The following is a 25,583-nucleotide window of genomic DNA, read 5'->3' as shown; positions in this document are numbered from 1 at the left end:
AGGCACACGGCACGGTGCCCTGAAAAGTTGATGAAAACAGTGTCATGAATCGGGCCCGAGTGGCACTTTATGGGTGGCTGCTTCCTCGGGCGCTCGGCGCATCGAGCGCCTGGGGAGGCAGTCCCGCCCCCAGCGCCACGACCCGAGGAGTCCCATGTCCACGAAGATTTCGACCTGGCCCGCCGCAACCCCCATGTGGGTGGACCTGGGAGTGGATGACCTCCCCGCCGCAAAAGCCTTCTACGCAGACCTTTTCGGCTGGGACTTCGCTTCAGGCGGGCAGGACGCCGGGGACTACCAGCTGGCTCAACTCAGGGGCCGCACTGTGGCCGGACTGGGGCCGAAGCAGGATCCGGCCACGCCCACAGCCTGGACCACCTTCCTGGCCTCTGACGATGTTGATCTCACGGCCAAGAAGATCGACGCGGCCGGAGGGCAGCTCCTTGCAGCTCCCTTTGATGTGATGGACTCCGGCCGCATGGCCCTGGCCGCTGACAGCGGTGGTGCAGCGTTCGGGATCTGGCAGGCCGGCACGCACATCGGAGCCGAGCGCGTCAACGAGCACGGCACCCTGTGCTGGAACGAACTGCATACCCGCGATTACACTGCCGCCCGATCTTTTTACTCGAAGGTCTTTGATGTCAGCTACCAGGACGTCACGGAAGAAGGTCTCATCTACTCCACGGTCCGCCGGCCACTGGATGGCCGGGAAGTGGGCGGTATTCACCACGACACCGCACTTCCCGATCACACCCCGAATCACTGGATGACCTGGTTCGCCAGCGATTACGTTGCCGGCACCGCCACCCGGGCAGTGGAGCTTGGCGCCACCTTGCTGGGCCCGGTGGAGGAAAGCGCACTGGGGCGGATGGTGGTGGTCCGGGCACCGCAGGGTGAAGTGTTCGGTGTCATTGATGCACCGCGGACCAGCGACTAGTCATGCCGCCGCGGGGTCCAGCGCTTCTGCGATGACCTCATGCGCATGGGCCGCGGCCAAGGGAGCGGCCAGGCGATGAACTGCCTGGAACGTCCTGCGGACCGCGGGCCCGTGCCACTCAGGTGGGAGGTAGTCCGTGGGCAGATTGGGGTCCCGGTAGGGGAACTTCCGCCACATGGTGAGCATCGGAATGTAATAGCGGAAGGCGTCGCGCCGTAGCTCCTCGGTGGACTCGGCCAGCGCCCTTTCGGGATCGTCGCCCACCCTCCCGGTCCATTGCTGTTCCGCATCTTCGTAGAGCCCAAGGAACTCGGTGAATTGCTCATCGAGCTCCTTGAGGTCCCACCATTCGGAGATTTTGGGCCGCATGGGGCCGTCAAAAACGTAGTCGCTCCGGAACAGGTCCACGAACTCAATCAGCCCACCTGCAGTGAGCCGCTCCCGGGCTTGCTCCAGCTTGTGCGCCGGGGCAATCCACACCCCGTTGGCCACCGAACCGAAACCCAGGGCCAGCAAGGCGGAACGCAGCTGGTGCCTGCGGTTTCGCATGGACTCAGGAACTGAAAAAACAGCGAGCACCCAGGTATCTACCGGGGCGGGCGGTTCGGGTGCGAAGATCCGGCGGTCACCTTCACGGAACACATCGCTGATGGACTCGGAAATCTTGTATTTGGCAATCCCGCCCTCGCGGACACTCTTGAGCACGCCCTTGGCTTTGAGCCTGGAGACCGAGGACCGCACACCCGGAGCATCGTAGCCGAGGGAGCCCAGCATGGAGATCAGCGCAGAGACCGGCAAGGCATCTCCCGCGTTCCGGCCGTAGAGGCCGAAGATCGTAACAAGCAGCTGCTGGTGGCGCACCGGGGGTGCCGGGACGGCGAACATCGAAAGAGCCTCATTTCCGCGCCCCCAATCAGGCGCCAGTCCAGTTCATCATAGGTTCGCTGCTAGTCCCCGCCGATTGGCAGCACACCCCCATGCGCCGGCACAACATGGGGGTTAACTGGAGTCTCGCAAGGCGTTCGGGATCAACCCAAGGAAAGAAGCAGGAAGAGAACGGCCAGGACCAACGCCACCGGGGTCATGACAAAGCGCTCAGGCTTGCTCCGGGAGATCGCGTTCATGAACACGCCCACGGTGAAGTAGGCAGTAAGTACCCACATAAAGACGTCGGTGAAGCCTTCGCTGATGAGCGCAGGTACCAGCTCCGCCTTGGCCAACGCCGTGTAGCCGAAGAGGGCGTAGAGCACTACCGAGACCACGCTGCCTACCCTGAGCTTCTGCGGCAGGACATCGTGCTGCCCACCCCAGGCGAACCGCCCAAGGGGCGCGCCAGCCACCAGGGCCACCTGAAAAACGGCCAAACAACCAAGAATTATGCACGCAGAAATCGCGTAGAGCTGCTCCACCCGCTAAGCGTAACCGTGGGGCGCCACCGTATCGGCGAACCTGGCATGAACGTCAACGGAACCATCGCCCAAACCCCAAAGACCCGCTCCAGCTAGCCGCATCTTAGTAAGCATGCTTACTATAGAAGCACGCTGTTTAGAGGCTGACATCGCCTCGAAAGGTCCTTTCCGTATCAACGATAGGAAGCACATCATGGCAGGAAATCTCGTAGCCCGCTCCATTCACGACCTCACAGCCGCAGCCTGGTTCGGCGGCTCGCTGATGGGAGCCATCGGACTGAACGGCGCGGCAGCTGAAGCCAAAGATCCCACCGAGCGAACCCGACTTTCCAGCAAGGGCTGGGGCAAGTGGGCTCCCGTTCAGACAGCAGCTTTCGCCGGCCACCTGGCCTCGGATCTGGCCATCGCTTGGGAAAACAAAGGTCGGATCGCCAAGCAGGACAGCGTCGCCGCCAACACCATCTACAAGACAGTGGTGACGTTGGCCGGAGCCGCCGTCACCCTGTACGCCGGCGTTGTGGGCAAGAAGGTTGATGAGCTCTCGGAGGAAGGCGCCGAGGGTGCCACCGAACCGCGTGCCGGGGCATCGGATGAATTGAAGGCCGCCCAAACGCAGCTGAAAGCACTCCAGTGGGCCATCCCGGCCTTCGCAGCCTGGGTGATCATCCTGGGGGCCAAGCACGGTGAGATGCAGCGGCCCAAGAACATCCTTAAGGGCCTGCGCTAAACCGACCCACCCCTGACGCCGAGACGGCAGTTAACACCACCCCCTCCAACATTGGTGTTATCTGCCGTCTCGTGGGCGTTTAGGACTCTTGCACAGCCCCGACGGCCCGGATCAGATGCTCCGGCCACGGCTGGGCAGCCGTCCCGCCGTTGGGAACGTGCACCGTGGTGACCGTCCCATACGCGGCGACGTCACCGGCGTCGGACGTTACATCGAAAGCCATGGTCAGCGAGGTCCGGCCGAGCGCCTGAATCTTCACCGTGGCGGTGATGCGCTGGCCGAACCACAGCTTGGCCTTGTAGTTGATCACTTGCTGTACCCGCGGAGCATTCGGAAAATAGTCCGGCAACTCCAGGCTGCGGAAAAGTTCAGCTTCCGCAGCCTCCACCCACCGCAGGATTGCCGAGTTGTGCTGGTGTCCGGAGGCGTCGGTATCCACCCATTCCACCGTTCGCTCGACGCTCGCCTCCCGAAACCTGTCCACGATCACGCCTAACGGGCGCTGACGGTTGCGTCGTCGGGGTCAACGTCGACGGCGGCAACGGGCACCTCGGGTTGTGGCTTGGGAATCATCGCCACTGCTCCGGCGGCGAGCACTGCGATGCCTGCGAAGATCGCAAAGTTAGCCTCGAAAGGCAACTTGGAGCCGGCGATCCACCCACCGATCAACGGTCCGGAGATGGCACCCAGCCGGGCGAAGCTCAAGGCCCAGCCCGTCGCCGTACCGCGGACCTTGGCCGGGTAGTAGTCGGCGATGTAACCGGTTAGGACCAGCGATGTGGAGATGGAACCGACACCCGCGAATGCCACGAACAGCAGGTTGACCACCATGGTGTTGGGGAAAACCAGCAGCATGATCCCCAGGCCGCCCAGGATGTAGAACACCACCAGGATGAGCTTCTTGCCGTATTTGTCAGCAGCACGGCCCAGGAGCAGGCCGCCGATTGCGGATGCGAGGCTGAAGACCAGGAGGAACGTCAAGGAAGAGCCGAGATCGTAGCCGGCCTTCTTCATAATGCTCGGCAGCCAGGTGTTCAGGCCGTAGACCAGGACCAAACCGCAGAAAAGCGAGATCCAAAAGAACACAGTGGAGCGCAGGTACTTACGGGAGAACATGGTGGTGATGGTCTTCCACCACGGGTCTGCTTGGACGCCAGCAGCAGGAGCCACGGGAACAACAGGCCTGTAGTTGGCGATGTTCAGCTTGGCAGCCAAGGCCTTGGCCTCGGACTTCCGGCCCTTTGTCTCCAGGAATTCCAAGGATTCAGGCAGGAACTTCCAGATGATGGGAATCAGGACCACCGGTGCTGCACCGATCGCAACCACCGCACGCCAGCCGCCCATGGGCAGGACGAACAAGGCGGCGAGGGCGGCTGCCACGATGCCCAGCGAGTAGCCGGAATACATGAGGCCGTAGTTGTACGAGCGCTTGTTCGGGGCCGAGTATTCGATGGTCAGGGCCGCTGCCACCGGAATGACACCGCCCATGCCCAAGCCGCCGATCAGCCGGAACAGGCCGAAGAGCTCCGGCGTCGGAGCCCATGCAGCGCCCGCCTGGGTGAGCGTGAAGATTGCCATGGAAGCCAGGAGCATCTTCTTGCGGCCCACAAGGTCACTGAGCGTACCGATGAACAAGGCTCCGATAAGCATGCCGATCAGGGCATATGAGCCGAGGCCTCCGAGGGCGAGCGGGCTAAGGTTCCATTCCTTGTATTCGGCGAGGGCGGGAAGGATGGCTCCCAGGACGCCGACGTCGTAACCTTCTGCGAGGATCGCGAGCCAGCAGCAGAACAACACCAGGCCGGTGGTCTTCTTGGGGACGTTCCAGTCGTTGACGGGTGCAGTTGCCATGGCTACTTCACCAGCACAGATGCCGTGGCGGACTCGGGAGTCCAGCGCAGGTGGGTATTGACCTCTTCAATGTCTGCTTCCTTGAGCAGCGACAAGCGGGGACGAACGGCGTCAGTACGCGAGCTCGGTGGCTTACGACGACCAGCGCGGAACTGCGGAATCCACTCGGCACCGGGGCCTTGGTACTCCTGTTCGGCGGCAGCGTGCAGCGTCCACTGGGGATCGTAAAGGTGGGTACGGCCCAGGGCGATCAGGTCAGCCCGGCCCGCGAGGAGGATCGAGTTCACGTCGTCGTAAGTGGAGATGGCACCGACGGCGATCACCGCCACGCCTGCCGGAGCGGCGACTTCCTGACGAATGCGGTCCGCGAACGGCGTCTGGTAGCTGCGGCCGAAGGCGGGCTTCTCTTCCTTGGCCACCTGGCCGGTGGAAACATCCAGTCCGGCAGCGCCATGCTCAACAAAAGCCCGGGCTATTGCCACGGAATCGTCCGATGTGTTGCCACCCTCGATCCAGTCCGTGGCGGAGATGCGCACCGTCACCGGCTTGCCGGCCGGCCAAGCCGCGCGAACGGCGTCGAACACTTCCAGCGGGAACCGCAGCCGGTTCTCCAAGCTGCCACCGTACTCGTCGGTCCGCTTGTTGGACACCGGCGAGAGGAAGGAGGAGAGCAGGTAGCCGTGGGCGGCGTGGATTTCCAGGAGGTCGAAACCGGCCTCGTCCGCACGGACAGCGGAAGCGACGAACTCAGCCTTGATGGCATCCATCCCCGCGCGGTCCAGCTCCACAGGGGTCTGGTTTTCGGGGCTGTACGGCAGCGCAGAAGGGCCGACGGCGGTCCAGTTGCCGGACTCGAGCGGCTGGTCGATGCCCTCCCACATGAGCTTGGTGGAGCCCTTGCGGCCTGAGTGACCCAGCTGGGCGCCGATCTTGGCAGTGGAACGGCCGTGAACGAAGTCCACGATCTCCTTCCAACTGTCCCGCTGTTCGTCCGTGTACAGGCCGCTGCAACCCGGGGTGATCCGGCCGGTCTCGGAGACACAGACCATCTCGGTCATGACCAAACCGGCGCCGCCCAGGGCCTTGGAACCGAGGTGGACCTTGTGGAAGTCACCGGGAATGCCATCCGTGGCGGAGTACATATCCATCGGGGACACCACGATCCGGTTCTTCAGCTCCAGCCCACCGATACGGAAGGGCTGGAACATTGCCGGAGCAACCTCTGAGCGTCCCTGTGAGGAAGCGAAGCCGCGATCCACGGCCTCCGCGAACTCGGGATCACGCAGGCGCAGGTTCTCCTGGGTGATGCGGCGGCTGCGGGTGAGCAGATTGAACGCAAACTGGGTGGGGTCCTGGTCCTTGTACTGCCCGATCCGCTCGAACCACTCAAGGGATGCCTGGGCTGCCCGCTGTGTGGACGCCACAACCGGCCGGCGCTCGGCCTCATAGGCTGCCAGGGCGGACTCGACGTCTGCGTGCTCGTGCAGGCAAGCGGCCAGCGCCAACGAGTCTTCCATGGCCAGCTTGGTGCCGGAACCGATGGAGAAGTGGGCCGTGTGGGCTGCGTCGCCCAGCAGGACCACGTTGTTGTGGCGCCAGTTCTCGTTCCGGACCGTGGTGAAGTTGATCCACTTGGAGTTGTTGGTGAGGACCTCGTAGCCGTTCAGTTCCTCGGCGAAGATCTCACGGATCTTGGCGATTGCCTTCTCATCCGAGACACCGGGAGGGAAGACCTCGTTGGCGGTCTCATCGAAGCCGGCAGCGTGCCACACGTCCTGGTGCATTTCCACGATAAACGTGGAGCCCTCATCCGAGTACGGGTAACCGTGGATCTGCATGACGCCCCACTCGGTTTCCTTCACGAAGAACTTGAAGGCCTCGAATACCTGGTCCGTGCCGAGCCACATGAACTTGTTGGTCCGCATGTCCAGGTTCGGCTTGAACGAGTCAGCGTATTTGGCGCGGATCTGGGAATTGATGCCGTCCGCAGCAAGAACAAGATCGTAATTGGCTTCGAGTTCCTCAACGGCCGGGGCCAGGGTGCTGAAACGCACGTCCACGTTCAGTTCGATGCAGCGGCGCTGGAGCAGTTCCAGCAGTTCCTTGCGGCTCATGGCAGCGAAGCCTTGGCCGCCCACCGTCATCATCTCGCCACGGAAGTGGATGTCGATATCGGACCAACGGGCAAAGCGGCGGCTCATGTATTCCGCCACCACCGGGTCAGCATTACCGATGCCGCCCAGCGTCTCATCGGAAAATACGACGCCGAAACCAAAGGTATCGCTGGCAGCGTTGCGTTCCCAGAGGGTGATGTCGTGTGACGGATCCAGCTGCTTCATCAGTGCTGCGAAGTAGAGGCCGCCGGGGCCGCCTCCAACAATTGCGATTTTCATGGTGTTGCTCCTTCTCAGGCCTGGCTCTGGCCGGCAGGGGTAAGTTGTTCGGTCTGGCTCGCGTTGGTGGTGGCATCCTCAGCGAGGACCTTGTCGCGGAGCTTGAAATGCTGGAGCTTGCCGCTGGGATTGCGCGGAAGTTCGGTAACGAAGCGGACGTCCCGCGGGTACTTGTACGGGGCGATGGTTTGCTTGACGAAGTCCTGGATTTCCTTGCGTTTGGCGGCGTCGCCGGTGACGCCTTCACGCAGGACGATGAACGCGCAGACGATGCTTCCGCGCTCCTCGTCAGGGACTCCGATCACGGCGTTTTCCACAACGTCAGGGTGCTGGTCAATGGCCGTTTCAACCTCTGGCGCACCGATGTTGTACCCGGATGAGACGATCATGTTGTCCGAGCGCGCCTGGTACGTGAAGTACCCGTCGGCATCCATGCCGAACGTATCGCCCGTGACGTTCCAGCCCTGGACCACGTAGTTCGCTTGGCGGGCATCGTCCAGGTACCGGCATCCGGTGGGACCTATGACGGCCAGGCGTCCGATGTTCCCGGGGCCTAGCTCGTTGCCGTCCTCGTCCAGGATGGTGGCCCGGAATCCCGGAACAGCGCGTCCTGTGGTCCCGGGCCGGATGTCGTCCCCGGCAGCGGAGATGAAGACGTGCAGCATCTCCGTGGCACCGATGCCGTTGACCAACCGCAAACCCGTCGCCTCATGCACTGCTTCCCAGGTTTCCTTGGAGAGGTGCTCACCTGCGGAGACTGCGATGCGAAGGCCACGGAGGAGATCGCCGCGCTTCTCTTTCAGGATGGCCCTGTATGCAGTGGGCGCGGTGAAAAGGATGGTGGCCCCTGCCGCGGCCGCGTTTTCCGCGAGTTCCACGGGGCCGGCCTTCTCCGTCAGGAGTGAGGACGCGCCGAATCGGAGCGGGAAGACCACCAGTCCGCCCAGGCCAAACGTGAAGGCCAGCGGCGGCGAACCGGCGAAGACGTCGTCCGACGTGGGCTGCAGGATGTGCCGGGCGAAGGTGTCCGCGTTAGCCAGGATGTCCCGGTGGAAGTGCATGGTCACCTTGGGCACACCGGTGGTGCCCGACGTCGGGCCCAGCAGGGCAACGTCGTCCGCTGAGGTATCCACAGCCGTGAACATGCCGCTCTTATGCCCGCAGCGGGAGGTGAGGTCGCCGTCGTCGTCGAACCCGTTGCCGGCGCCGTACGTGAGGACCTGTACCGCGTCCCCGGCAGCGACCTTGAGCTCATCCACAAACCGGTGATCGGAGATGGCCACCACCGGCTTGGTGAGGGCGATCAGGGTGGAGACCTCGGTGGAGCGCAGCATGGGCATAGTGGTGACCACCACGGCTCCCGCTTTCAGCACACCGAGCCAGGCAGCAACGATCCAGGGGTTGTTCGGCCCGCGCAGCAACACGCGGTTTCCCGGCACAACACCAAGGTCTTCGGTGAGGACCTGGGCCACCTGGTTGGAACGCTGCTGGAGCTGACCATAGGTCCAGACCGAGCCGTCAGGGGTCCACAGGGCGGGGCGGTCTGCGCCGTACTGTTCGACAGCGTCGTCGATCAGTACCGCAGCAGCGTTAAGCCGTTCCGGGTAGTGGAGTTCAGGGAGGGTGAATTCAAGCGCAGGCCAGGTATCGGCGGGCGGCAGGTGGTCGCGGGTGAACGTGTCCACGTGGGCCGATGGCATCATGCTCATGGCCGTTCCTTTCAGTGGTGCGTCGTTGAAGCTGATGGTTGGGGAGGTGGAAAGCTATCTAGGCGCCGGGCCGGATCATGCCCTCTTGGGCGACTGTGGCGAGGAGTCGTCCTTGGCGGTCAAAGAAGCGGCCCATGGCCAGGCCCCTGTTGCTTTGAGCGGAAATGGCGTCCTGGGCGTAGAGCACCCATTCGTCGGCCCGACCGTCGCGGTGGAACCACATGGAGTGGTCCAGGCTGGCGGTGGCGAGTCCGGGGCTGGACCAATTGAGCCCGTTCACGCGGAGCAACGGCTCCAAAATCGTGTAATCGCAGACGTAGGCGAGAGCGGCGCGGTGGAGGTCGACGTCGTCGGGCAGGGCATCAAACGCCTTGACCCAGATGGCTTGTTGAGGCACCGCACCGCCCTCGAGATCGATGTATACCGGTCCGGGAATATGCCGCATATCGAAGCTTCGCCCCGTGGACCAATAGTCTGCCGCCGCGCCCTCGACCCCGTCCAGTGCTTCAGCTGCCGTCCGCAGCGATTCAGGCTCGACGGCGGCAGGGGCCTCCGGCTGGAAGTCCGGTCCCTCTTCGGGAACCTGGAAGGAACCCATGGCGGCATAGACGGGTTTGCCGTTCTGGAAACCGCGAACCGTGCGGGTGGAGTACCCGCGGCCGTCCCGCAAATGTTCCACTTCGTAACGGACGCTGGAACCGATATCCACTGGACGCATGAAGTAGCTGTGCATCGAATGCAGGATCCGGTCGGCACCCACCGAGCGCATCATGGCCGCTGCTGCCTGCGCCACCATGTCTCCACCGTAGGCTTTTGGCCAAGGCACGTACTGGGTGGTTGCTTCATACGCCTCATCGAATACTTCGGCCGTTACGGGCGTGAGCTCCATGGCCTTGAGGAAGGTCTCCGAGGTCAGGGTTCCAGTGATCATGGCTTAGGCCCGGCGGTAGTCGGCGAGGGTTTCGTCTGCGACATCCTCGAGGTTGACCACGAGGTTCTCCGGCGTGCGGGCCGTCAGCCATACGAGTTCTTCGGTGACAGACATGTTGGCCTCCACGTGGGGCATGAACGGCGGCACGAAAACCCAGTCGCCGGCCTTCATGTCAAGGAACTCGGAGTAGTTCTCGCCGAAGTAGATCCGGCCGTGGCCGCGAAGCACGTAGCCACCGGTTTCGGCCTCACCGTGGTGGTGCGGGAGCGAGCGGTAGCCGGGGGTGTTGGACACCTGGCCGAACCAGATCTTGGTTGCCGGGGTGTGCTGGATACTCACGCCGGAGACGCGGATGCAATCGCCGGACTGTGCCGTATTGGTGTCTTCCGCGCCGGCACGGGTGACCACAGGGACCACCTTGCCGTCAGCTTGCGCGTAGATGGAGTTGTCGCCTTCGAGGACGTATTCAGTGGTGCTCTGGCTCATGGGGTTCTCCTTTGGTGTGGTGTGACGTTCAGGCGTTGGCTGGAACTGAGGCGTGGATTCGGAACTGGTTCTCCAACCGGCCGATCCCGTCGATTTCAGTGATGAGGACGTCGCCGTCGTTGAGGTAGCGCGGCGGGGTCATTCCCATCCCCACTCCCCCGGGCGTACCCGTGAGGACGAGGTCGCCGGGACGCAGGACGGTGAACTGCGAAATGTAGGACAGGAGCTGCGCCGGACCGAACACCAACGTGCTGGTATTCCCCTGCTGCACCAGCTCGCCGTTGACGTAGCCGCGGACCTCGAACTCGTGACCGGATTCGTCCGCCGTGACCAAGACCGGGCCCACGGGGGTGGTGCCGTCCCAGGCCTTGCCCTGGAACCACTGCAGCGTCCGGCTCTGCCAGTCGCGCATGGAAACGTCGTTGGCGACTGTGTAGCCGGCGATTGCCTCGCGGGCCTCGTCTTCGTCCGCCCGGTACAGCTCAGTTCCGACGACGACGGCCAGCTCGGCTTCCCAGTCGACGCGGCCGCTGCCCTGGACTTCCACGGGGTCGTTGGCTCCTACGAGCGTGTCCGCGTACTTGGCAAACAGCGTGGGGTACTCGGGCAGTTCCCGGCCCATTTCCTGAATGTGGTCTCCGTAATTCAGTCCGCAGCAGATGACTTTCCCTGCGCGGGGAAGGAGCGGCGCCAGGTCGGCTTCACCGGCTGCGATGACTTTCTGCTCCTTGGATGCTGCGGCCTCTTTCACCACGTTCCGCCATTCCGGCAGGGCCAACAGGGCCCCGACGTCAGTAGCGGGCAGCGTGAGGTAGGAGTCGGCGCCCGTGGCGAGTGCCGCCGTCGTACCTCCATTGGCCGTGCGCAAGGTGGCGAGTTTCATTGCGGTTCCCTTCGAGTTTTGTGATGTGTCGACTTTTTTACGATCGTCACATATGCTCAACGTAGCACGGCGGAAATGATCTGCACAGAGGCTTTCCAAAAGTTTTTGCAGTTGCCACAACGAGGAGGAACAGCATGAGCCACACAACGATCAACCCGGAATCGCTGCCCAAGCCATCGGGCTTTGCGCACGGCATCCTGGCCGGCAATACCGTTTTCCTGGGCGGGCAGACTGCCTTGGACAAGAACATGAACATCGTTCCCGGCGGCATCGTGGAGCAGTTCACGCAGGCGTTCTCCAACGTCATCACCACCCTGCGCGAGGCCGGCGGACAGCCTGAAGACCTGGTCAACGTCACCATCTACCTCACTGACGTGGACGACTACATGGCCAACGGCCGCGAAATCGGACGCATCTGGCGTGAAATGGCCGGCTCCCAGTATCCGGCGATGGCCGGCATCGGCGTCACACGGCTGTGGCAGAAAGAGGCCCTGATCGAAATTCAGGGCATCGCGGTGATTCCCGAGCGCTAAACACTCTGGAGTTTTTGTACAGATACCGCCCCTAAAACCGCTTCTAAAGGTCATTAGCTGTACAAAAACTCCCGTGTATGGCGCAGGATTGGGCCATGGGAACCGTCACCGAATATCTTGAGGGCGTCACTGAGGCCAACCGAGCAATCCTGGAGCGGATTGTGGGGATCGCCCGCGAGTTGGCCCCGGACGCCGAAGAGGGTGTCAGCTACGGGATGCCCGCGCTGCTGGTTGACGGCAAGGGCTTCCTCAGCGTGCAGGAAACCAAGAAACACCTGGCCCTGTACCCGTTCAGCGGGCAGATCCTGCCGGAGATGTCGGAGGAGCTTGGGGGTTATTCGTGGTCGCCGGGGACGTTGCGGTTCTCGGCGGACAACCCCGTGCCGGACTCGATGGTGCGGCGGATCCTGGAGACGCGGCTGGCGTCGATTCGGAAGTAGCCGGTTAGTGCTTCGCCGACACGTCCTGCGAGATCGCCTTGGCTGTGGCCACCACTTCGGCCCGGACAGAATCCAGGTACTTCTCCGGGTCGGGCTGGGCCGCGACGGCCTGGGCCTGCAGGGACACGTTGATCGCAGCCACGTTGTCGCCGTTGTTGTGGTTCCACACCGGAGCCGCGATGGACATCAGCCCGATCTCCAGCTCCTGGTCCAGCAAGCACCAGCCTTGCGCACGGACATGCTCGACGGCGGCCCTCAAGTCGGGCACGCTGGCCACGGTTCGCGGCGTGAGCGGGGTGAGTTCCGCCGTCGTGAGGTATGCCTCCAGCTTGGCCTGCGGCAATCCGGCCAGCAGCACTCGGCCCATGGAGGTGGCATACGCCGGGAAGCGGGTGCCGACGGTGATGCCGACGTTCATGATCCGGCGGGTGGCGACGCGGGCAACGTAGAAGATATCCGGGCCGTCGAGGACCGCTGCCGACGTCGACTCCCCCAGTTTCAGGCTCAGTTGCTCCAGGTGCGGCTGGGCGAGCTGGGGCAGGGAAAGCGCGGAGAGATACGAGTAGCCAAGCTGCAGCACCTTCGCCGTGAGTGCGAACGTCTTGCCATCAGTACGAACGTAGCCGAGCTCAACCAGGGTGTGCAGGAACCTCCGGGCAGTTGCGCGGGTCAGGTCCGTGCGGGCTGCGACTTCGCTGAGCGTCATCACCGGGTTGTTTGCGTCGAAGGCCCTGATCACAGCGAGACCCCGGGCCAGCGACTGGACGTACTGGTCGCTGGCCTGCGGGGTAACTGTGGAGTCGGTCATGGTTACCAATCCTAGATTGCGTTGCGGGGCTCCCAACTTGCGGGGCCTACTCTGCGCCCCAAACCCGGAATCACGCACGCAAAGCGGGCCCCACAACGAGGGGCGCCCAACTTGCGGGGCCTACTCTGCGCCCCAAACCCGGGATCAAGCACGCAAAGCGGGCCCCACAACGAGGGGCGCCCAACTTGCGGGGCCTACTCTGCCTTCTTCAGCGGAAGCGGTACGAGCTCCTGGATTTCCTCGAAGGTGCAACCGAACGTCTCACGGACGGTGACGCCGTCGGACCCTGTCAGGAAAACAGCTTTGTCCGTGTACACGCGGGTGACGCAGCCGACGCCGGTGAGCGGGTAGGTGCACTGCTCCACGAGCTTGGACACGCCCTCTCGCGTCAGCAAAGTCATCATCACAAACACGTCCTTGGCCCCCGTGGCGAGGTCCATGGCACCTCCGACGGCGGGGATGGCGTCCGGTGCGCCGGTGTGCCAGTTGGCGAGGTCACCCGTTGCGGAAACCTGGAAGGCGCCGAGCACGCAGATGTCCAGGTGTCCGCCGCGCATGATCGCGAACGAGTCGGCGTGATGGAAGTAAGAGGCCCCGGGCAGTTCCGTGACGGGAATCTTCCCGGCATTGATCAAGTCACCATCGACGTCATCCCCAACAGCGGCCGGGCCCATTCCGAGCATCCCGTTCTCCGTGTGGAGCGTGATGTTCTGTTCCTCGGTGAGGTAGTTGGACACGAGTGTTGGCTGGCCGATGCCCAGGTTCACGAAGGATCCGGGGACGATGTCGCGGGCCACCAGTTGTGCGAGTTCGTCGCGGCCCAGCGGCTTTTCGGAGGTCTGGAGGCTGGTTTGGGTGCTCATGATCAGGCCACCTGTTCTGCGTTGGAACCGCCGACGCGGACCACGCTGTTGACGTAAATTCCCGGGGTCACCACGTTCTCCGGATCCAGGGAACCGGTAGGCACGATCTCCGAGACCTGCACGATGGTGTGCTTGGCAGCGGCAGCCATGATGGGCCCGAAGTTCCGGGCTGTCTTGCGGTACACCAGGTTGCCCTTGCCGTCGGCCTTGAGTGCTTTGATCAGGGCAACATCGGCGTGGATTGGTGTTTCGAACACCTGCCACTTGCCGTCCAGCAGCCTGGTTTCCTTGCCCTCGGCCAGCGTGGTGCCGTAGCCGGTGGGCGTGAAGAATCCACCAATTCCAGCGCCCGCGGCGCGGATCCGCTCAGCCAGGTTGCCCTGCGGGACCAGCTCCAGCTCGATCTCGCCGGCGTGGAACTTGGCATCGAAGTGCCAGGAATCGGACTGCCGCGGGAAGGAGCAGATCATCTTGCGGACCCGGCCTTCCTTGATCAGCAGCGCCAGGCCCTGATCGCCCTGGCCGGCGTTGTTGTTCACCACCGTGAGGTCCTTGGCGCCGCAATCCATGAGGGCATCGATCAGTTCGAACGGCTGCCCGGCGTTGCCGAACCCGCCGATCATCACCGTGGAGCCGTCCTTGATGCCGGCGACAGCCTCGCCAACAGTGTCAATGAAATTCAGCATGACTCAACCCCTTCTTATGCCGATGCGCCGGCAGTGACGTTCTCCAACACAACCGCCAGACCCTGGCCCACGCCGATGCAGATTGCCGCAACGCCCCAACGCTGCCCGGACGCCTGCAGTGAACGGGCGAGCGTACCGAGAATACGGGTACCGGAGGCACCGAGCGGGTGACCCATCGCGATCGCACCGCCGTGCTGGTTCACGATCGCGGGATCGATCCCCCACGCGTCAACGCACGCCAGCGATTGGGCGGCGAACGCTTCGTTAAGTTCGACGGCGCCAACTTGGTCCCAGCCGATGCCCGCCTTTGCGAGGGCCTTGTTTGCGGCCTCCACCGGGGCGAACCCGAAGAACTGGGGATCGTTGCCGTGCGCACCGCGGCCGGCGATGCGGGCCAGGGGCTCCATGCCCAGCAGCCCAGAAGCAGCCTCCGAACCGATCCATGCAGCCGAAGCACCATCAGACAACGGCGAGGCATTCCCGGCGGTGACCGTACCGCCGTCGGGCCCGTCAGCCTCGGGACGGAAGACCGTCTTCAAACCTCCCAGCTTCTCCGCGGAAGAACCAGCGCGGATACCCTCATCACGGACCAGATCCGTGCCCGGAACCTGTGTCACCAAAGAATCGTAGAAGCCTTCGTGCCACGCAGCATCGGCCAGATTATGTGAATCCGCTGCAAAAGCATCCTGGCGTTCCCGGGTGATGCCGTACTTCTCGCGCAGGCGCTCGGTGGCCTCGCCCAGGGAGATGGTCCAGTCCTTGTTCATGGCAGGGTTCACCAAACGCCAGCCCAACGTGGTGGACGCGAGCGTCATGTCACCGGCCGGGTACGGTTTGGAGGTCTTCGGGAGGACCCAGGGCGCACGGGACATGGATTCGGCGCCGCCTACGAGCATGAGGTCGGCGTCGCCGGCGTTGATCTGCCTCGAAGCAATGATGGCCGCGTCCAGGGAGGAACCGCACAGACGGTTCACCGTGGTCCCCGGAATAGAGACCGGGAGCCCGGCCAGCAGCGTGGCCATGCGGGCAACGTTGCGGTTTTCCTCGCCGGCACCGTTGGCGTTGCCGAACACCACCTCGTCGATCCTCTCGACATCCAGGCCGGGAGCACGCTTTACGGACTCGCGGACCACGTGGGCGGCAAGGTCATCGGGGCGGACAGCAGCAAGGCCGGAGCCGAACTTGCCGAAGGGCGTGCGCACGGCGTCGTACACAAAAGCCTGATTCATGGGTTTTCCTTTGTTCTCTTTCCCAACTGAGTAACAGCAAACGTCGCTATGAGCCCCCAATGGGACGTTTGCTGTTACCTAGTTGGGTGGCGGTGGGGACTAGTTGGGTTCGTTGGCGTCGATCTCGGCGAATACTTTCTGGGCCGTCTTGAACGCCGAGTTGGCTGACGGCACGCTGCAATAGATGGCGGTCTGCAGCAGGATTTCCTTGATCTCGTCCCTGCTCAGGCCGTTGTTGAGGGCTGCCCTGATGTGCATGGCGAGCTCCTCCCAGTGACCGTGCGCCACCAGTGCCGTGAGGGTGACGGCGGACCGCATTTGCCGGCTCAGGCCCGGCCGCGTCCAGATGCCTCCCCAGGCGATCCTGGTGATCATGTCCTGGTAGTCCTCGGTAAAGGAGTCCTTGCCGGCGTTGGCACGGTCCACGTGCGCATCGCCCAGCACTTCGCGGCGAACCACCATGCCGGCGTCGTACAGGTCCTGGATGGTGGAGTCAGGCTGCACGGCACCATTTCGTTCGAAATTGTCCGGGGACAAAGCGCTCACAGTCCGTTCTCCTTCATGAAAGTGCGCATCACGTCGGCCACTGCAGCCGGCGCCTCCGCAGGGGCGAGGTGGGCGACGCCGTCGAGCACTACAACCTCAGCGGTACCGCCGCCGGCGTTGATGCCCGCGGCAACAGCTTCGGCCATCGACGGCGGTGCTACTGAATCCTCGACGCCGGCGATCACCTGCGTGGGGACGGTGATGCTGCCGAGCTGCTCACGGACGTCGAACGCGGCGAGGGCCTCACAGCAGAACGCGTAGCCGAAGCGGTCGGCGTCGCGGAGGGCGTGCAGCAGGCGGCTGCTGATGTCCGGTTGGCGGTCCATGAAACCCGGGCCAAACCAGCGTTCCGCCGAACCCTGGATCATCACCGGAGTCCCTAGTTTGCGAACCGTTTCGGCACGTTCCAGCCAGCCTTCCGGCGTGCCCAGCTTGGCGCCGCTGCACTGGACGGACAGGCTGCGGAGCCGGTCGGCGTGCTTGATGCCAAGCTGCAGCCCCGTGGCCCCGCCCAGTGAGACGCCCGCGTAATGGAAGCTCGCACCCGGCAAAACCGAGTCAACAAGATCGACGACGGCGTCCGCCAGTTCCGCGACGCCGAAACCTTCCGTGACGGTGGGCGAGATGCCGTGGCCGGGGAGGTCCCAGCCGATGACGTCGTACTCGTCGCCCAGGAGTGCCGCGGTTTCGGTCCAAAGAATGGTGGAGGTACCCAACGACGGACCTACCACCAGGAGCGGCTTGGTTCCGAGTTCGCGCTGCGGGGAGAGCAGCACGGCCTTGACGATTGGTTTAGCCACGAGCGGCTCCCTTCGATGATGATGCTGCAAAGTTCGGGTAGGCCGCGAGGATCCGGCGGCTGATTTCCTGAGCTTCTCCGAGGTAGCTTGCCGGGTCCAGGAGCGCCTCAAGTTCAGCATCGGAAAGTTTGTCCGCGGGGACGGCTTCGCGCAGGAGTTTGGCGTAAATCCGGGACTGTTCAGCGGCGGGCGCTTTGAGGGTTTCGTCGACGACGGCCTGCAGCTTTTGCTTTCCCTCCGCACCAAGGAGCGGGGCGACGGCGGCCGAGACGCCTTCGCTTACTAGGAGGGCTCCCGAGATCTCGAGGTTCCGGCGCATCGCATCGGGGAAGACCCGGAGGCCTTCGCTGAGTTCGCGGAGGTGTCCGGCAGCCCCCAAGGCCAACGCCAAGAGCTGCCGGAGCGCGGGCCATTCGCTATGCCAGGCACCGTCAGGGCGTTCATCGTTGAAGGTGGCAGCAGCGAGGTGCAGTTGGGACGCGAGCCCCGGGGCCTGCAACGCTGCACTGCGGATCAGGACGGAGAGAACGGGGTTCTGCTTTTGTGGCATGGCCGAGGAAACTCCACGTCCGGCGGTCAAGGGTTCGCCGAGTTCGCCGACTTCCGGACGGCTCAGGAACAGCAGGTCGGCGGCGATCTTGCCGAAGGAATCCAGCAGCGCCGCCAACGCGTCGCCCAGCGAAGTAACGGCCAGCCGGTTGGTGTGCCACGGGGCGGGAGCGGGTGCGAGGCCCAACCTTGCGGCCAGTGAGTCGGCCAATGTAAACGGCGTTGCGTCCGAACCAGCAGTCAGCTTGGTCCCCGAAGCCAGAGTCCCGCCAGCCCCACCGAACTGAACCGGCAACTCCAGCGACTCCAATCGAGTGGCAGCAGCGGCGACGCCTTGGAACCACTGAGCCGCCCTGAGCCCGAACGTGTACGGAAGGGCATGCTGTGTCAGGCTCCGGCCCACACACAGCGTTCCCGCATGCTGTTCCGCCAAGGTGGCGAGCGCCGTCGTCGTGCCCTTGACGTCCAGTACCAAGGCAGAAATAGTGCGGCTGGCGAGGAGCATGAGCGCGGTGTCGAGGACGTCCTGGCTGGTCAGCGATGTGTGCACAGCCGAGGCCGCACCGATTCCGGCAGTGTCCAAGTCCCGGACGCGGGCACGTAGGTCGCCAAGCAGCGGAATCACCGGATTGCCGCCGCCCTGCGCGTGTTCCGCTATGGAAACGACGTCGTAAGAGCCTGCACTGGCGGCTTCGGCCACCACAGCGGCGGATCCGGCGGGAGCCAGTCCCGCTTCCTCGAGGACAGCAGCCCAGGAGGCTTCGACGTCGAGGATTGCCGCGATCACGGCACGATCACCGGTCAGCGCGGCCACAGCGGGCGACGCCGAGACGGGGCTGAGGAGGCCGAAGTCGCCGTTGGTCATGCCTGGTTTTCCGTATTGATGTCCAGCGAGCCGTCCTGCTGGAAGTCCAGGAACACAGTCTCGTCGACGCCCTGAAGACGGATGTCCCAGGTGAGGCCGCCGTCCGGGTCGCGGCGGGCAATGAGCGTCTTGCGTCGCTCGGGATCCAGTGAGCTCAGCAGGGGATCGTTGGCCAGCGCTTCCTCATTTTCCGGGAGGTATACACGGGTGAAGAGGCGGTTCATGAGGCCGCGGGCGAAGACGGCAACGGAGATGAACGCTGCCGCCCCCGGAGCCGTGGGACCCGGGTTGACGGTGGTGAACGTGTACACGCCCGAGTTGCCAACGGAGCCGCGGCCCCATCCGGTGAAGGTGTAGCCGTCGCGGACCAGGGAGCCGGTGCGCTGGACGATGTTGCCCTCGGAGTCAGGCTGCCAGATTTCCAGGATGGCGTCCGGAATGGCGGTGCCGGAGCCGTCGTAAACAGTGCCCTGGAGGCGGATGCTGCCGGGGCTTCCCGGTGCCAGGAGTTCGTTGTCCTTGTTGAAGGGGAGGGCGTAGCCGTAGAAGGGGCCTACGGTCTGTCCCGGTGTGGGTGCCAGCTTGCTCATGCGCTTACTCCTCGTCCCCGGCGTCGCCGAATGCTTCGTTCTCGGTCCAGGTCCGCTTGGAACCGGTCAGGATGATGTCCCATTTATAGCCGAGAGCCCATTCGGGGCTGGTGAGCTCGTGGTCATACTGTGCCACGAGACGGTCGCGGGCGTCCTGGTCCACGATCGACTGGTAGATGGGGTCCAGCGGGAACAGTTGGTCGCCCGGGAAGTACATCTGGGTGACGATCCGCTGCGTGAACTCCGAGCCGAACATGGAGAAGTGGATGTGCGCCGGACGCCAGGCGTTCAGGTGGTTCTTCCACGGGTAGGCGCCGGGTTTGATGGTGGTGAAGCTGTAGGAGCCGTCGTCGCCGGTGATGCAACGCCCGACGCCGGTGAAGTTCGGGTCCAGGGGTGCAGGGTGCTGGTCGCGCTTGTGGATGTAGCGGCCTGATGCGTTCGCCTGCCAGATTTCCACCAGCTGGCCGGCCACCGGGCGGCCGTCTCCATCGAGGACCCGGCCCGCGACGATGATGCGTTCACCCTGCGGTTCGCCGTTGTGCTGGATGGTCAGGTCCGACTCCAGTGCGTGCACGTCCTGGTGTCCGAACGCCGGCGAGTAGAGCTCAATGGTTTCCGGGTCCGCGTGGTGCAGGCTCTTGGTGGGGTGGCGAAGAATGCTGCTGCGGTAAGGAGCGTAGTCCAGCCGCGGCATGGTCTCCGGGCCTTTGCCGTTCTTCAGCGCCTCGGCGTAACGGTCCCCGATGCCCTTGATCTCGGCGCTGAGATCCGCCTGGGTTTCCACCTTTTTGGCTTGGTGGGCGGCCTGCGGCTCTGCGGGCGGCACGAGTTCCTCGGATTCGAGCGCCTGTGCTGTCTGTTCGTGTGGCACGGCCGGCTCCTTTCGGTTGATGGTTTCTCTTGGCTTGCGGGGCGGCGGTGGGTTTACACCCGGTGGAGCGAGTCGTATTGGACGGCGTGGCGCACCGGAGCGTTGGGCGCCCCGTAGCCGTCGTAGTTGCCCCGGCGTTCCACCATTTCGAAGAACACACTGCCCACGGTGGCGGTGTAGAAGTGGAGGAATTCGCCGTTGGCGTCCCGGTCATACAGGAGGTTGAGCTCCTTGAGGGTGGCCAGGAATCCGGGTTCAAGATCGAACCGGGCGTCCAGGTCCTCGTAGTAGTTGGCCGGAATCTGCAGGAACTCAAGGCCTCTTTGATGGGCGGACCGGGCGGTGGCCACGAGATCGTCCACGGCGAAGGCGATGTGTTCCTGGTACGTTTTGCGGGATGTTTCCTGGGCTTGTTGCGCCGGCGCCAGGTTCAGCACCAGGCGGACTGCCCCGTTGCCGGTCTCCATGACCTGCGAGCGGACCAGGCCGCTGGGGCTTGGGACTTCAGCGAAGGGCTGCGGTTCCAGGGCAAGGGCGCTGGTGTAGAACAGGACAGCTTCGTCAAAGTGCTGCCACGGTTGGGCGAGGTTCACGTGGTCGATCACGGCGTTCTGCGTTGCCGTGGACCGGTCCAACCCCTCACCGAATTCGTGCGTCCAGGCCGCAGTGCCGTCCGGGCTTCCCTGGCACAGGAAGATCTCCGTGGAGTCCGGAGCGGAGATGCCTTGGAAGACTTCCTCATTGGCCTGGACCTTGCGGGCCACCACGGGTGCCTTGAGCTGCTGGGCGCGGGCGGAGGCAATCACTGGGGAGTCGACGTCGAACCCCAAAGCGGCGATAGCCGGTTCCGCGTGGGATGCCGCTTGCTCGTTGATGATCAGGCGGGCCTGGCCCATGGTCCAGAGCTGGACGTCCTTGGTGCGGTGCCGCCCCTCGAACGCGAACCCGAGTTGGCCCAGGAGCTTCTCCAGCTGTGCGGTGTCGTCAGCTTTGACCTCGGCGAAGTTGAAGCCGGCGGGCTCGTCCACTTTGGGCAGCGTGGCAAGTTCCATGGGATAACGACGGCGGAGCCCGGCTTTTGCGTCGGTTCCCCCTTCCGCGGAGGTGCTTGCGAGCCATGCGGCACTCTGCTCCTCAAGCCAGATCAGGGAGCGCATGGCGTCCACGGCCGTGCGATCGGTGTCCGACTGGCGGAAGACGTCGTTGAACACTTCGAGCGAGACCGGGCCCGTGTAGCCTGCGCGGACCACATGGCCCATGAACTTGGCGAGCTCAAACTGGCCCTCCCCGGGGAAAACCCGGTAGTGCCGGCTCCAGGAGAGCACGTCCATGGAGAGCTTGGGGGCATCCGCTACCTGGACGAAGAAGATCTTCTCCGCGTTGATGTCCTCGATGGGCGCGGTGTCCCAATCGCGGGACAGGATGTGGAACGAGTCCAGGCAGGTGCCCAGGTTGGGGTGGTCCACCATCTCCACCAGGCGGTACGCATGCTCGTAGTCGTTGACGTATTTGCCCCAAGCCAGTGCTTCGTAGGCAACTTTGACGCCGTGATCCCCCGCCAGCCCGGCGAGTTCGGCCAGCTGTTCAGCCCGGAGGTCATCATCGTCGATGGTTGCCGTGGCAACGTTGGAGCAGACCAGGATGGTGTCCATGCCAAGGCGTTCCATCAGGTTGAACTTGGCCTCTGCCCGCTTGAGGTTGGCCTTCAGCAGGTCCGGAGTGACGCCGTCGAAGTCGCGGAACGGCTGGTAGAGATCGAGGCCCAAGCCAAGATCCGCGGCCATTTTGCGGACTTCCTCAGGGCTGAGCGGCGAGGTGACCAGGTCCTGTTCGAAGATCTCGATGCCGTCGAACCCCGCAATGGCGCAGGCCTGCATTTTCTCTTTCAGAGTGCCGGACAGGCAGACCGTTGCGATTCCTGTGCGCATCAGCGGCCCGCCTTCGCAAGCTGCGGGGCGGCTGAGTCTTCCGCCGCGATCAGCTCAAGGAAGTGTGCCCGCATCCGCTCCCGGTCGGCTTTGCGGCCGGTGATGAGTTGGAAAGCGTCGGCCGCCTGACCGACCGCCATCCGGCCGCCGTCGAGGACGTCACAGCCCTTGGCGCGCGCCTGGCGAACCAGCTGCGTTTCGATGGGCCGGTAGACGATATCCGCCACCCAGTGGCGCGGTTCCAGCATTTCGATGTCCAAGGGAAGTCCGGGGTGGGCGGCCATGCCGATCGGGGTGCAGTGCACCAATCCATCAGCCAGCGGCATGATCCCCGGCAGCTCTGCAGTACTCCGGGGCGTGACCGTGGCGTCCGGGAAGAGAGCACCCAGTTCCGCAGCGCGTTCTGCTGCACGGGCCGGGTCCATGTCTACAAGGTCCAGCGTACTGACGCCGGCGGTGAGGAGGGCGTAGGCGACGGCGGAGCCGGCACCTCCCGCACCAAGCTGGACCACGCGATCCAGTGTGGCGTTCGGGAGCCCCTCAGCGAGCGCCGAGCCGAAACCGGAGAAGTCTGTGTTGTGGCCGATCAGCCGGCTGTCCTGGATCAGGACTGTGTTGACGGCACCCAGCCGACGGGCGTCGTCGGAAATTTCATCAAGGTGCTCAAGCACCAACTGCTTGCACGGATGCGTGATGTTGAGGCCGTTGTAGCCCATGCGCCGGGCGGCGGTCAGGAGATCCCCGACGGCGGTGGCCGGTAACGCGAGTTCCAGCAGGTCGATGGGGCGGTACAGCAAGCGAAGGCCCTGCACATCGGCTTCGCGTTCATGCATGGGCGGCGTGAGCGAGGGCATGACGCCTTCGCCTATGAGGCCCACCAGAACGGACTCGGCTCGGTTGCTCATCCTAAAGCTCCTTTGACTTCAGCACCGCGGGCATTTGGCACTTTTGGAGGGCGCCGCCTGACCGGGTGTTATTGAGGTTACTACAAGTGTTCATATTCCGCACGCTTGTTCTTATCGCGAACATCTTGGCGATGGATAGTTGGTGTGATGGTGCGTTGCGGGGCCCGCTTTACGTGCCTGCGGGCGGGTTTGGGGCGCAAAGCGGGCCTCGCAACGAAGGGGGGGTGCGTTGCGGGGCCCGCTCTGCGTACCTGCGGGTGAGTTTGGGGCGCAAAGCGGGCCTCGCAACGAGGGCTAGCGCTGGGGCAGGCGGGCCGACAACTCAGCCGCGGCTTCCTGCAGCGTGGGGACGTGTGCGATCAGTTCTTCCATGCTCATCCGGAACACCGGCACCGCCGTGGCGACGGAAGCAAAGGCGTGCCCCTGGGAGTTGAGGACAGGGACTGCGACGGCGCGCATCCCGATTTCGTTTTCTTCGTCCATGACGGCATAGCCCTGGCGGCGAACCTGCTCAATTTCCGCCCTAAACGCGTCCCGATCCGTGATGGAACGCTCGGTCAACGGCTCCAACGGGAGCTCCTCAAGGAGTCGCTTCCTCTCAATCTCATCCTCGAACGCCACGATCGCCTTGCCCACCGACGTCGTGTGCAGCGCACCCAGATGACCGGGATCGCTGGTCACCCGGAAGGTCTTGGGGCCGTCCACCTTATTGACGGTGAGGTGATGGTTTCCATCCCGAACGGAGAGGATGGTGGCCTCATGCGTGCTCTCCGTGACCCTCTGGAGGACCGGCAATGCGGTGGCCGCGAAGCCGTGATGATTCGAGACCCGCTGGCCGAGCTGGAAGACACGCAATCCCAGGTGATAGCGCCGTCCGTCGGGCTCGTAGTCAACAAAGCCATCTCGCGTCAGGGAGCCCAGCAGCCTGTACGTGGTACTGAACGGAAGGTTTGCACTCCTCGCCAGATCTGCCGCGCTCGCCCCGCGCGGTTCATTGCCCAGTAAAACCAACAGGCTCAAGGCCTTGCCGACCATGTCGGTCTTTGTGTCCTCTTTCACACTCATGACTTGATGCTCTCACAATGTGAGAGCTATTTCTAGATGGTGGTGACATCTCTTGACAAGTGACCCCACTCACAGCCACTATTGCTGTATTACACAAGTAGCTCTCACCATGTGGTTACTTGTGAGGGATCGACCGGCCGCACCTCGCTTGGGTCTCCCCCTAGAAGCCAGATTCGCGACATCGTCGTCACAGAAGGAACCACCCATGAGCCAAACAATGCCGTCAGCGACGCCAGGCACTGAAACCGCCGCCGGAACCCCCAAGAAAGCAGCGCTTGCCAGCTTCCTGGGCAGCGCGGTCGAGTACTACGACTTCTTCATCTTCGGCTCTGCCGCGGCCCTGATCTTCCCCCATGTCTTCTTCCCCTCCGCCGATGCCAATGCGGCCATCATGTCGTTCGCGACCTTCGGCTTCGCCTACGTTGCCCGCCCCGTGGGAGCAGTGATTCTGGGACACTTTGGTGACCGGATCGGCCGGCAAAAAGTCCTGATGTTCACTCTGGTCCTCATGGGCGCAGCCACCTTTGTGATCGGCTGCCTCCCGGACTTCAAGACCATCGGCTGGTGGGCGCCGGTCCTGCTGGTACTTGCCCGCTTGTGCCAAGGGCTTTCTGCCGCCGGCGAGCAAGCAGGTGCCTCTTCCATGACACTGGAACACGCCCCGGACAACCGTCGATCCTTCTTTACGTCCTGGACCCTCACTGGAACCCAGGGAGGCCAAATCCTGGCCGCGCTGGTCTTCATTCCCGTAGTGGCACTGCCCGACGACATCAAATACAGCATCGGCTGGCGCATCCCGTTCTGGCTCAGCGCTGTGGTGGTCCTGGTGGCCTTCTTCATCCGCCGCACCCTGCACGAGCCCCCGGCCTTCGCTGAAGCCAAGAAAAACAACCAAATCTCCAAGCTCCCCGTAGCCGATCTCCTCAAGCTGCACTGGCGCGATGTTCTCCGCGTGGTCTGCTGCGCCTTCATCGCCGCAGTCAGCACAGTCTTTGGAACGTTGGCCATCAAGTACGCCCAGGATGTTGCCGGCGTCAGCAGCACCATCACCCTGTGGCTGGTGGTTGTGGCCAATGTGGTGGCCCTCGGAACCCAGCCGCTGTTCGGCATGCTCGCGGACAAGATCGGCCGGAAGCCAGTGTTTATCTATGGCGCCTTCGCCAGCGCCATCATGACCCCGGTCTTCCTGCTGACCCTCGAAGGCGGCAATGTACCGCTGATGTTCCTGGTCTCCGTGGTGTTCTTCTCCTTCGGCTACGCTGCAGCCAACGCCGTCTGGCCGTCCTTCTACGGTGAAATGTTCAGCACCAAGGTCCGTTTCTCCGGCCTCGCCATCGGAACCCAGCTCGGCTTCCTTATGGCAGGGTTCGCCCCCGCAATCGTGACCGCACTGGGCGGAACCAAACCGGGCGGCTGGGTGCAGATTTCCATCTTCACCGCCGTGATCTGCGTGATCGCAGCCGTCTCTGCCATGACTGCCCGCGAATCAGCCAAAACTCCCACCGCCGAGCTCGGCCTGCCCAAGCAAACGCAGCACGCGTAAGCCCTGCGCTCAGCCCCGCTGGGCTGAGACCAG

Annotated in this window: 26 protein-coding genes; 5 read left to right on the top strand and 21 right to left on the bottom strand. The window is 63.7% G+C overall.

Features of this window, described 5'->3' with window-relative positions; genetic code table 11:
* Positions 1-154: 154 nt before the first annotated feature.
* Positions 155-937: a VOC family protein gene (locus M1D51_RS00775; RefSeq protein WP_458108146.1), complete on the top strand. Its 783-nt coding sequence runs from the start codon at positions 155-157 to the stop codon at positions 935-937.
* Here the strand turns inward: M1D51_RS00775 and M1D51_RS00770 are convergent, their stop codons facing one another.
* Positions 938-1,822 carry a PaaX family transcriptional regulator gene (locus M1D51_RS00770; RefSeq protein WP_458108145.1) on the bottom strand — a complete coding sequence of 295 codons (885 nt, stop codon included), beginning with the start codon at positions 1,820-1,822 and terminating at the stop codon, positions 938-940.
* Positions 1,823-1,965: 143 nt separating this feature from the next.
* Entirely contained in the window at positions 1,966-2,346 is a 381-nt protein-coding gene (locus M1D51_RS00765; protein ID WP_458108144.1) for a hypothetical protein, read from the bottom strand.
* A gap of 193 nt (positions 2,347-2,539) precedes the next feature.
* Between M1D51_RS00765 and M1D51_RS00760 the strand changes: the two genes are divergently transcribed.
* Positions 2,540-3,073 (top strand): hypothetical protein, encoded by a 534-nt coding sequence (locus M1D51_RS00760; protein WP_458108143.1) that lies wholly within the window; start codon positions 2,540-2,542, stop codon positions 3,071-3,073.
* 79 nt (positions 3,074-3,152) lie between these two features.
* Here M1D51_RS00760 and M1D51_RS00755 read toward each other — a convergent pair whose 3' ends face one another.
* From M1D51_RS00755 to M1D51_RS00725, 7 genes are read right to left on the bottom strand one after another with little or no spacing between them, the layout of a single operon-like run.
* Entirely contained in the window at positions 3,153-3,557 is a 405-nt protein-coding gene (locus M1D51_RS00755) for an acyl-CoA thioesterase (RefSeq protein WP_458108142.1), read from the bottom strand.
* Between the two features lie 8 nt (positions 3,558-3,565).
* Positions 3,566-4,924, bottom strand: coding sequence for an MFS transporter (locus M1D51_RS00750; protein WP_458108141.1), 1,359 nt, complete (start codon positions 4,922-4,924; stop codon positions 3,566-3,568).
* 2 nt (positions 4,925-4,926) lie between these two features.
* Positions 4,927-7,317: a bifunctional salicylyl-CoA 5-hydroxylase/oxidoreductase gene (locus M1D51_RS00745; RefSeq protein WP_458108140.1), complete on the bottom strand. Its 2,391-nt coding sequence runs from the start codon at positions 7,315-7,317 to the stop codon at positions 4,927-4,929.
* Between the two features lie 14 nt (positions 7,318-7,331).
* The gene (locus tag M1D51_RS00740) at positions 7,332-9,026 is read right to left on the bottom strand and encodes an AMP-binding protein (protein WP_172324179.1); all 1,695 of its coding nucleotides are present in this window, start codon (positions 9,024-9,026) and stop codon (positions 7,332-7,334) included.
* Between the two features lie 58 nt (positions 9,027-9,084).
* Positions 9,085-9,957, bottom strand: a complete 873-nt coding sequence (locus M1D51_RS00735) for an acyl-CoA thioesterase (RefSeq protein ID WP_458108139.1) — start codon at positions 9,955-9,957, stop codon at positions 9,085-9,087.
* 3 nt (positions 9,958-9,960) lie between these two features.
* Entirely contained in the window at positions 9,961-10,443 is a 483-nt protein-coding gene (locus M1D51_RS00730; protein ID WP_026541145.1) for a cupin domain-containing protein, read from the bottom strand.
* Positions 10,444-10,471: 28 nt separating this feature from the next.
* Positions 10,472-11,326: a fumarylacetoacetate hydrolase family protein gene (locus M1D51_RS00725; RefSeq protein WP_458108138.1), complete on the bottom strand. Its 855-nt coding sequence runs from the start codon at positions 11,324-11,326 to the stop codon at positions 10,472-10,474.
* A gap of 134 nt (positions 11,327-11,460) precedes the next feature.
* On the opposite strand from M1D51_RS00725, the gene M1D51_RS00720 reads away from it, so the two are divergent.
* Both M1D51_RS00720 and M1D51_RS00715 read left to right on the top strand, forming a co-directional pair.
* Complete coding sequence (locus M1D51_RS00720; protein WP_024818696.1) at positions 11,461-11,859, top strand: RidA family protein; 399 nt, start codon at positions 11,461-11,463, stop codon at positions 11,857-11,859.
* A gap of 77 nt (positions 11,860-11,936) precedes the next feature.
* Complete coding sequence (locus M1D51_RS00715; protein ID WP_458108137.1) at positions 11,937-12,299, top strand: iron chaperone; 363 nt, start codon at positions 11,937-11,939, stop codon at positions 12,297-12,299.
* 4 nt (positions 12,300-12,303) lie between these two features.
* On the opposite strand, the gene M1D51_RS00710 is transcribed toward M1D51_RS00715, so the two are convergent.
* The 12 genes from M1D51_RS00710 to M1D51_RS00655 all read right to left on the bottom strand — a co-directional run bounded on the left by M1D51_RS00710 (position 12,304) and on the right by M1D51_RS00655 (position 24,007).
* Positions 12,304-13,107, bottom strand: coding sequence for an IclR family transcriptional regulator domain-containing protein (locus tag M1D51_RS00710; protein WP_458108136.1), 804 nt, complete (start codon positions 13,105-13,107; stop codon positions 12,304-12,306).
* Positions 13,108-13,301: 194 nt separating this feature from the next.
* Positions 13,302-13,970 (bottom strand): 3-oxoacid CoA-transferase subunit B, encoded by a 669-nt coding sequence (locus M1D51_RS00705; RefSeq protein ID WP_458108135.1) that lies wholly within the window; start codon positions 13,968-13,970, stop codon positions 13,302-13,304.
* A 2-nt stretch (positions 13,971-13,972) separates the two neighbouring features.
* Positions 13,973-14,656, bottom strand: a complete 684-nt coding sequence (locus M1D51_RS00700) for a 3-oxoacid CoA-transferase subunit A (protein WP_458108134.1) — start codon at positions 14,654-14,656, stop codon at positions 13,973-13,975.
* A gap of 14 nt (positions 14,657-14,670) precedes the next feature.
* Complete coding sequence (locus tag M1D51_RS00695) at positions 14,671-15,885, bottom strand: thiolase family protein (protein WP_458108133.1); 1,215 nt, start codon at positions 15,883-15,885, stop codon at positions 14,671-14,673.
* A gap of 99 nt (positions 15,886-15,984) precedes the next feature.
* The gene (pcaC, locus tag M1D51_RS00690; protein ID WP_458108132.1) at positions 15,985-16,431 is read right to left on the bottom strand and encodes a 4-carboxymuconolactone decarboxylase; all 447 of its coding nucleotides are present in this window, start codon (positions 16,429-16,431) and stop codon (positions 15,985-15,987) included.
* Positions 16,428-17,231 carry an alpha/beta fold hydrolase gene (locus tag M1D51_RS00685; RefSeq protein WP_458108131.1) on the bottom strand — a complete coding sequence of 268 codons (804 nt, stop codon included), beginning with the start codon at positions 17,229-17,231 and terminating at the stop codon, positions 16,428-16,430. The genes pcaC and M1D51_RS00685 overlap by 4 nt, the downstream gene beginning before the upstream one ends.
* Positions 17,224-18,645: a lyase family protein gene (locus M1D51_RS00680; RefSeq protein ID WP_458108130.1), complete on the bottom strand. Its 1,422-nt coding sequence runs from the start codon at positions 18,643-18,645 to the stop codon at positions 17,224-17,226. Before M1D51_RS00680 ends, M1D51_RS00685 begins: the two co-directional genes overlap by 8 nt.
* Entirely contained in the window at positions 18,642-19,235 is a 594-nt protein-coding gene (pcaG, locus tag M1D51_RS00675) for a protocatechuate 3,4-dioxygenase subunit alpha (protein WP_458108129.1), read from the bottom strand. The genes M1D51_RS00680 and pcaG overlap by 4 nt, the downstream gene beginning before the upstream one ends.
* Positions 19,236-19,239: 4 nt before the next feature.
* Positions 19,240-20,109: a protocatechuate 3,4-dioxygenase subunit beta gene (gene pcaH / locus M1D51_RS00670; protein ID WP_458108128.1), complete on the bottom strand. Its 870-nt coding sequence runs from the start codon at positions 20,107-20,109 to the stop codon at positions 19,240-19,242.
* Positions 20,110-20,162: 53 nt separating this feature from the next.
* Positions 20,163-22,037, bottom strand: coding sequence for a bifunctional sugar phosphate isomerase/epimerase/4-hydroxyphenylpyruvate dioxygenase family protein (locus tag M1D51_RS00665; RefSeq protein WP_458108127.1), 1,875 nt, complete (start codon positions 22,035-22,037; stop codon positions 20,163-20,165).
* Positions 22,037-22,942, bottom strand: coding sequence for a shikimate dehydrogenase (locus M1D51_RS00660; RefSeq protein ID WP_458108126.1), 906 nt, complete (start codon positions 22,940-22,942; stop codon positions 22,037-22,039). Before M1D51_RS00660 ends, M1D51_RS00665 begins: the two co-directional genes overlap by 1 nt.
* A 294-nt stretch (positions 22,943-23,236) precedes the next feature.
* A complete protein-coding gene (locus M1D51_RS00655) occupies positions 23,237-24,007 on the bottom strand; it encodes an IclR family transcriptional regulator (RefSeq protein ID WP_172324571.1) in 771 nt (256 codons plus the stop codon).
* A gap of 205 nt (positions 24,008-24,212) precedes the next feature.
* On the opposite strand from M1D51_RS00655, the gene M1D51_RS00650 reads away from it, so the two are divergent.
* Positions 24,213-25,550 (top strand): MFS transporter, encoded by a 1,338-nt coding sequence (locus M1D51_RS00650; protein WP_172324572.1) that lies wholly within the window; start codon positions 24,213-24,215, stop codon positions 25,548-25,550.
* Positions 25,551-25,583: the final 33 nt, after the last annotated feature.

It is taken from the genome of Arthrobacter sp. R3-55, assembly GCF_054161505.1.
Note: the sequence above shows the minus strand (reverse complement) of the source record. Positions and strands in the feature narration are given on the sequence as shown.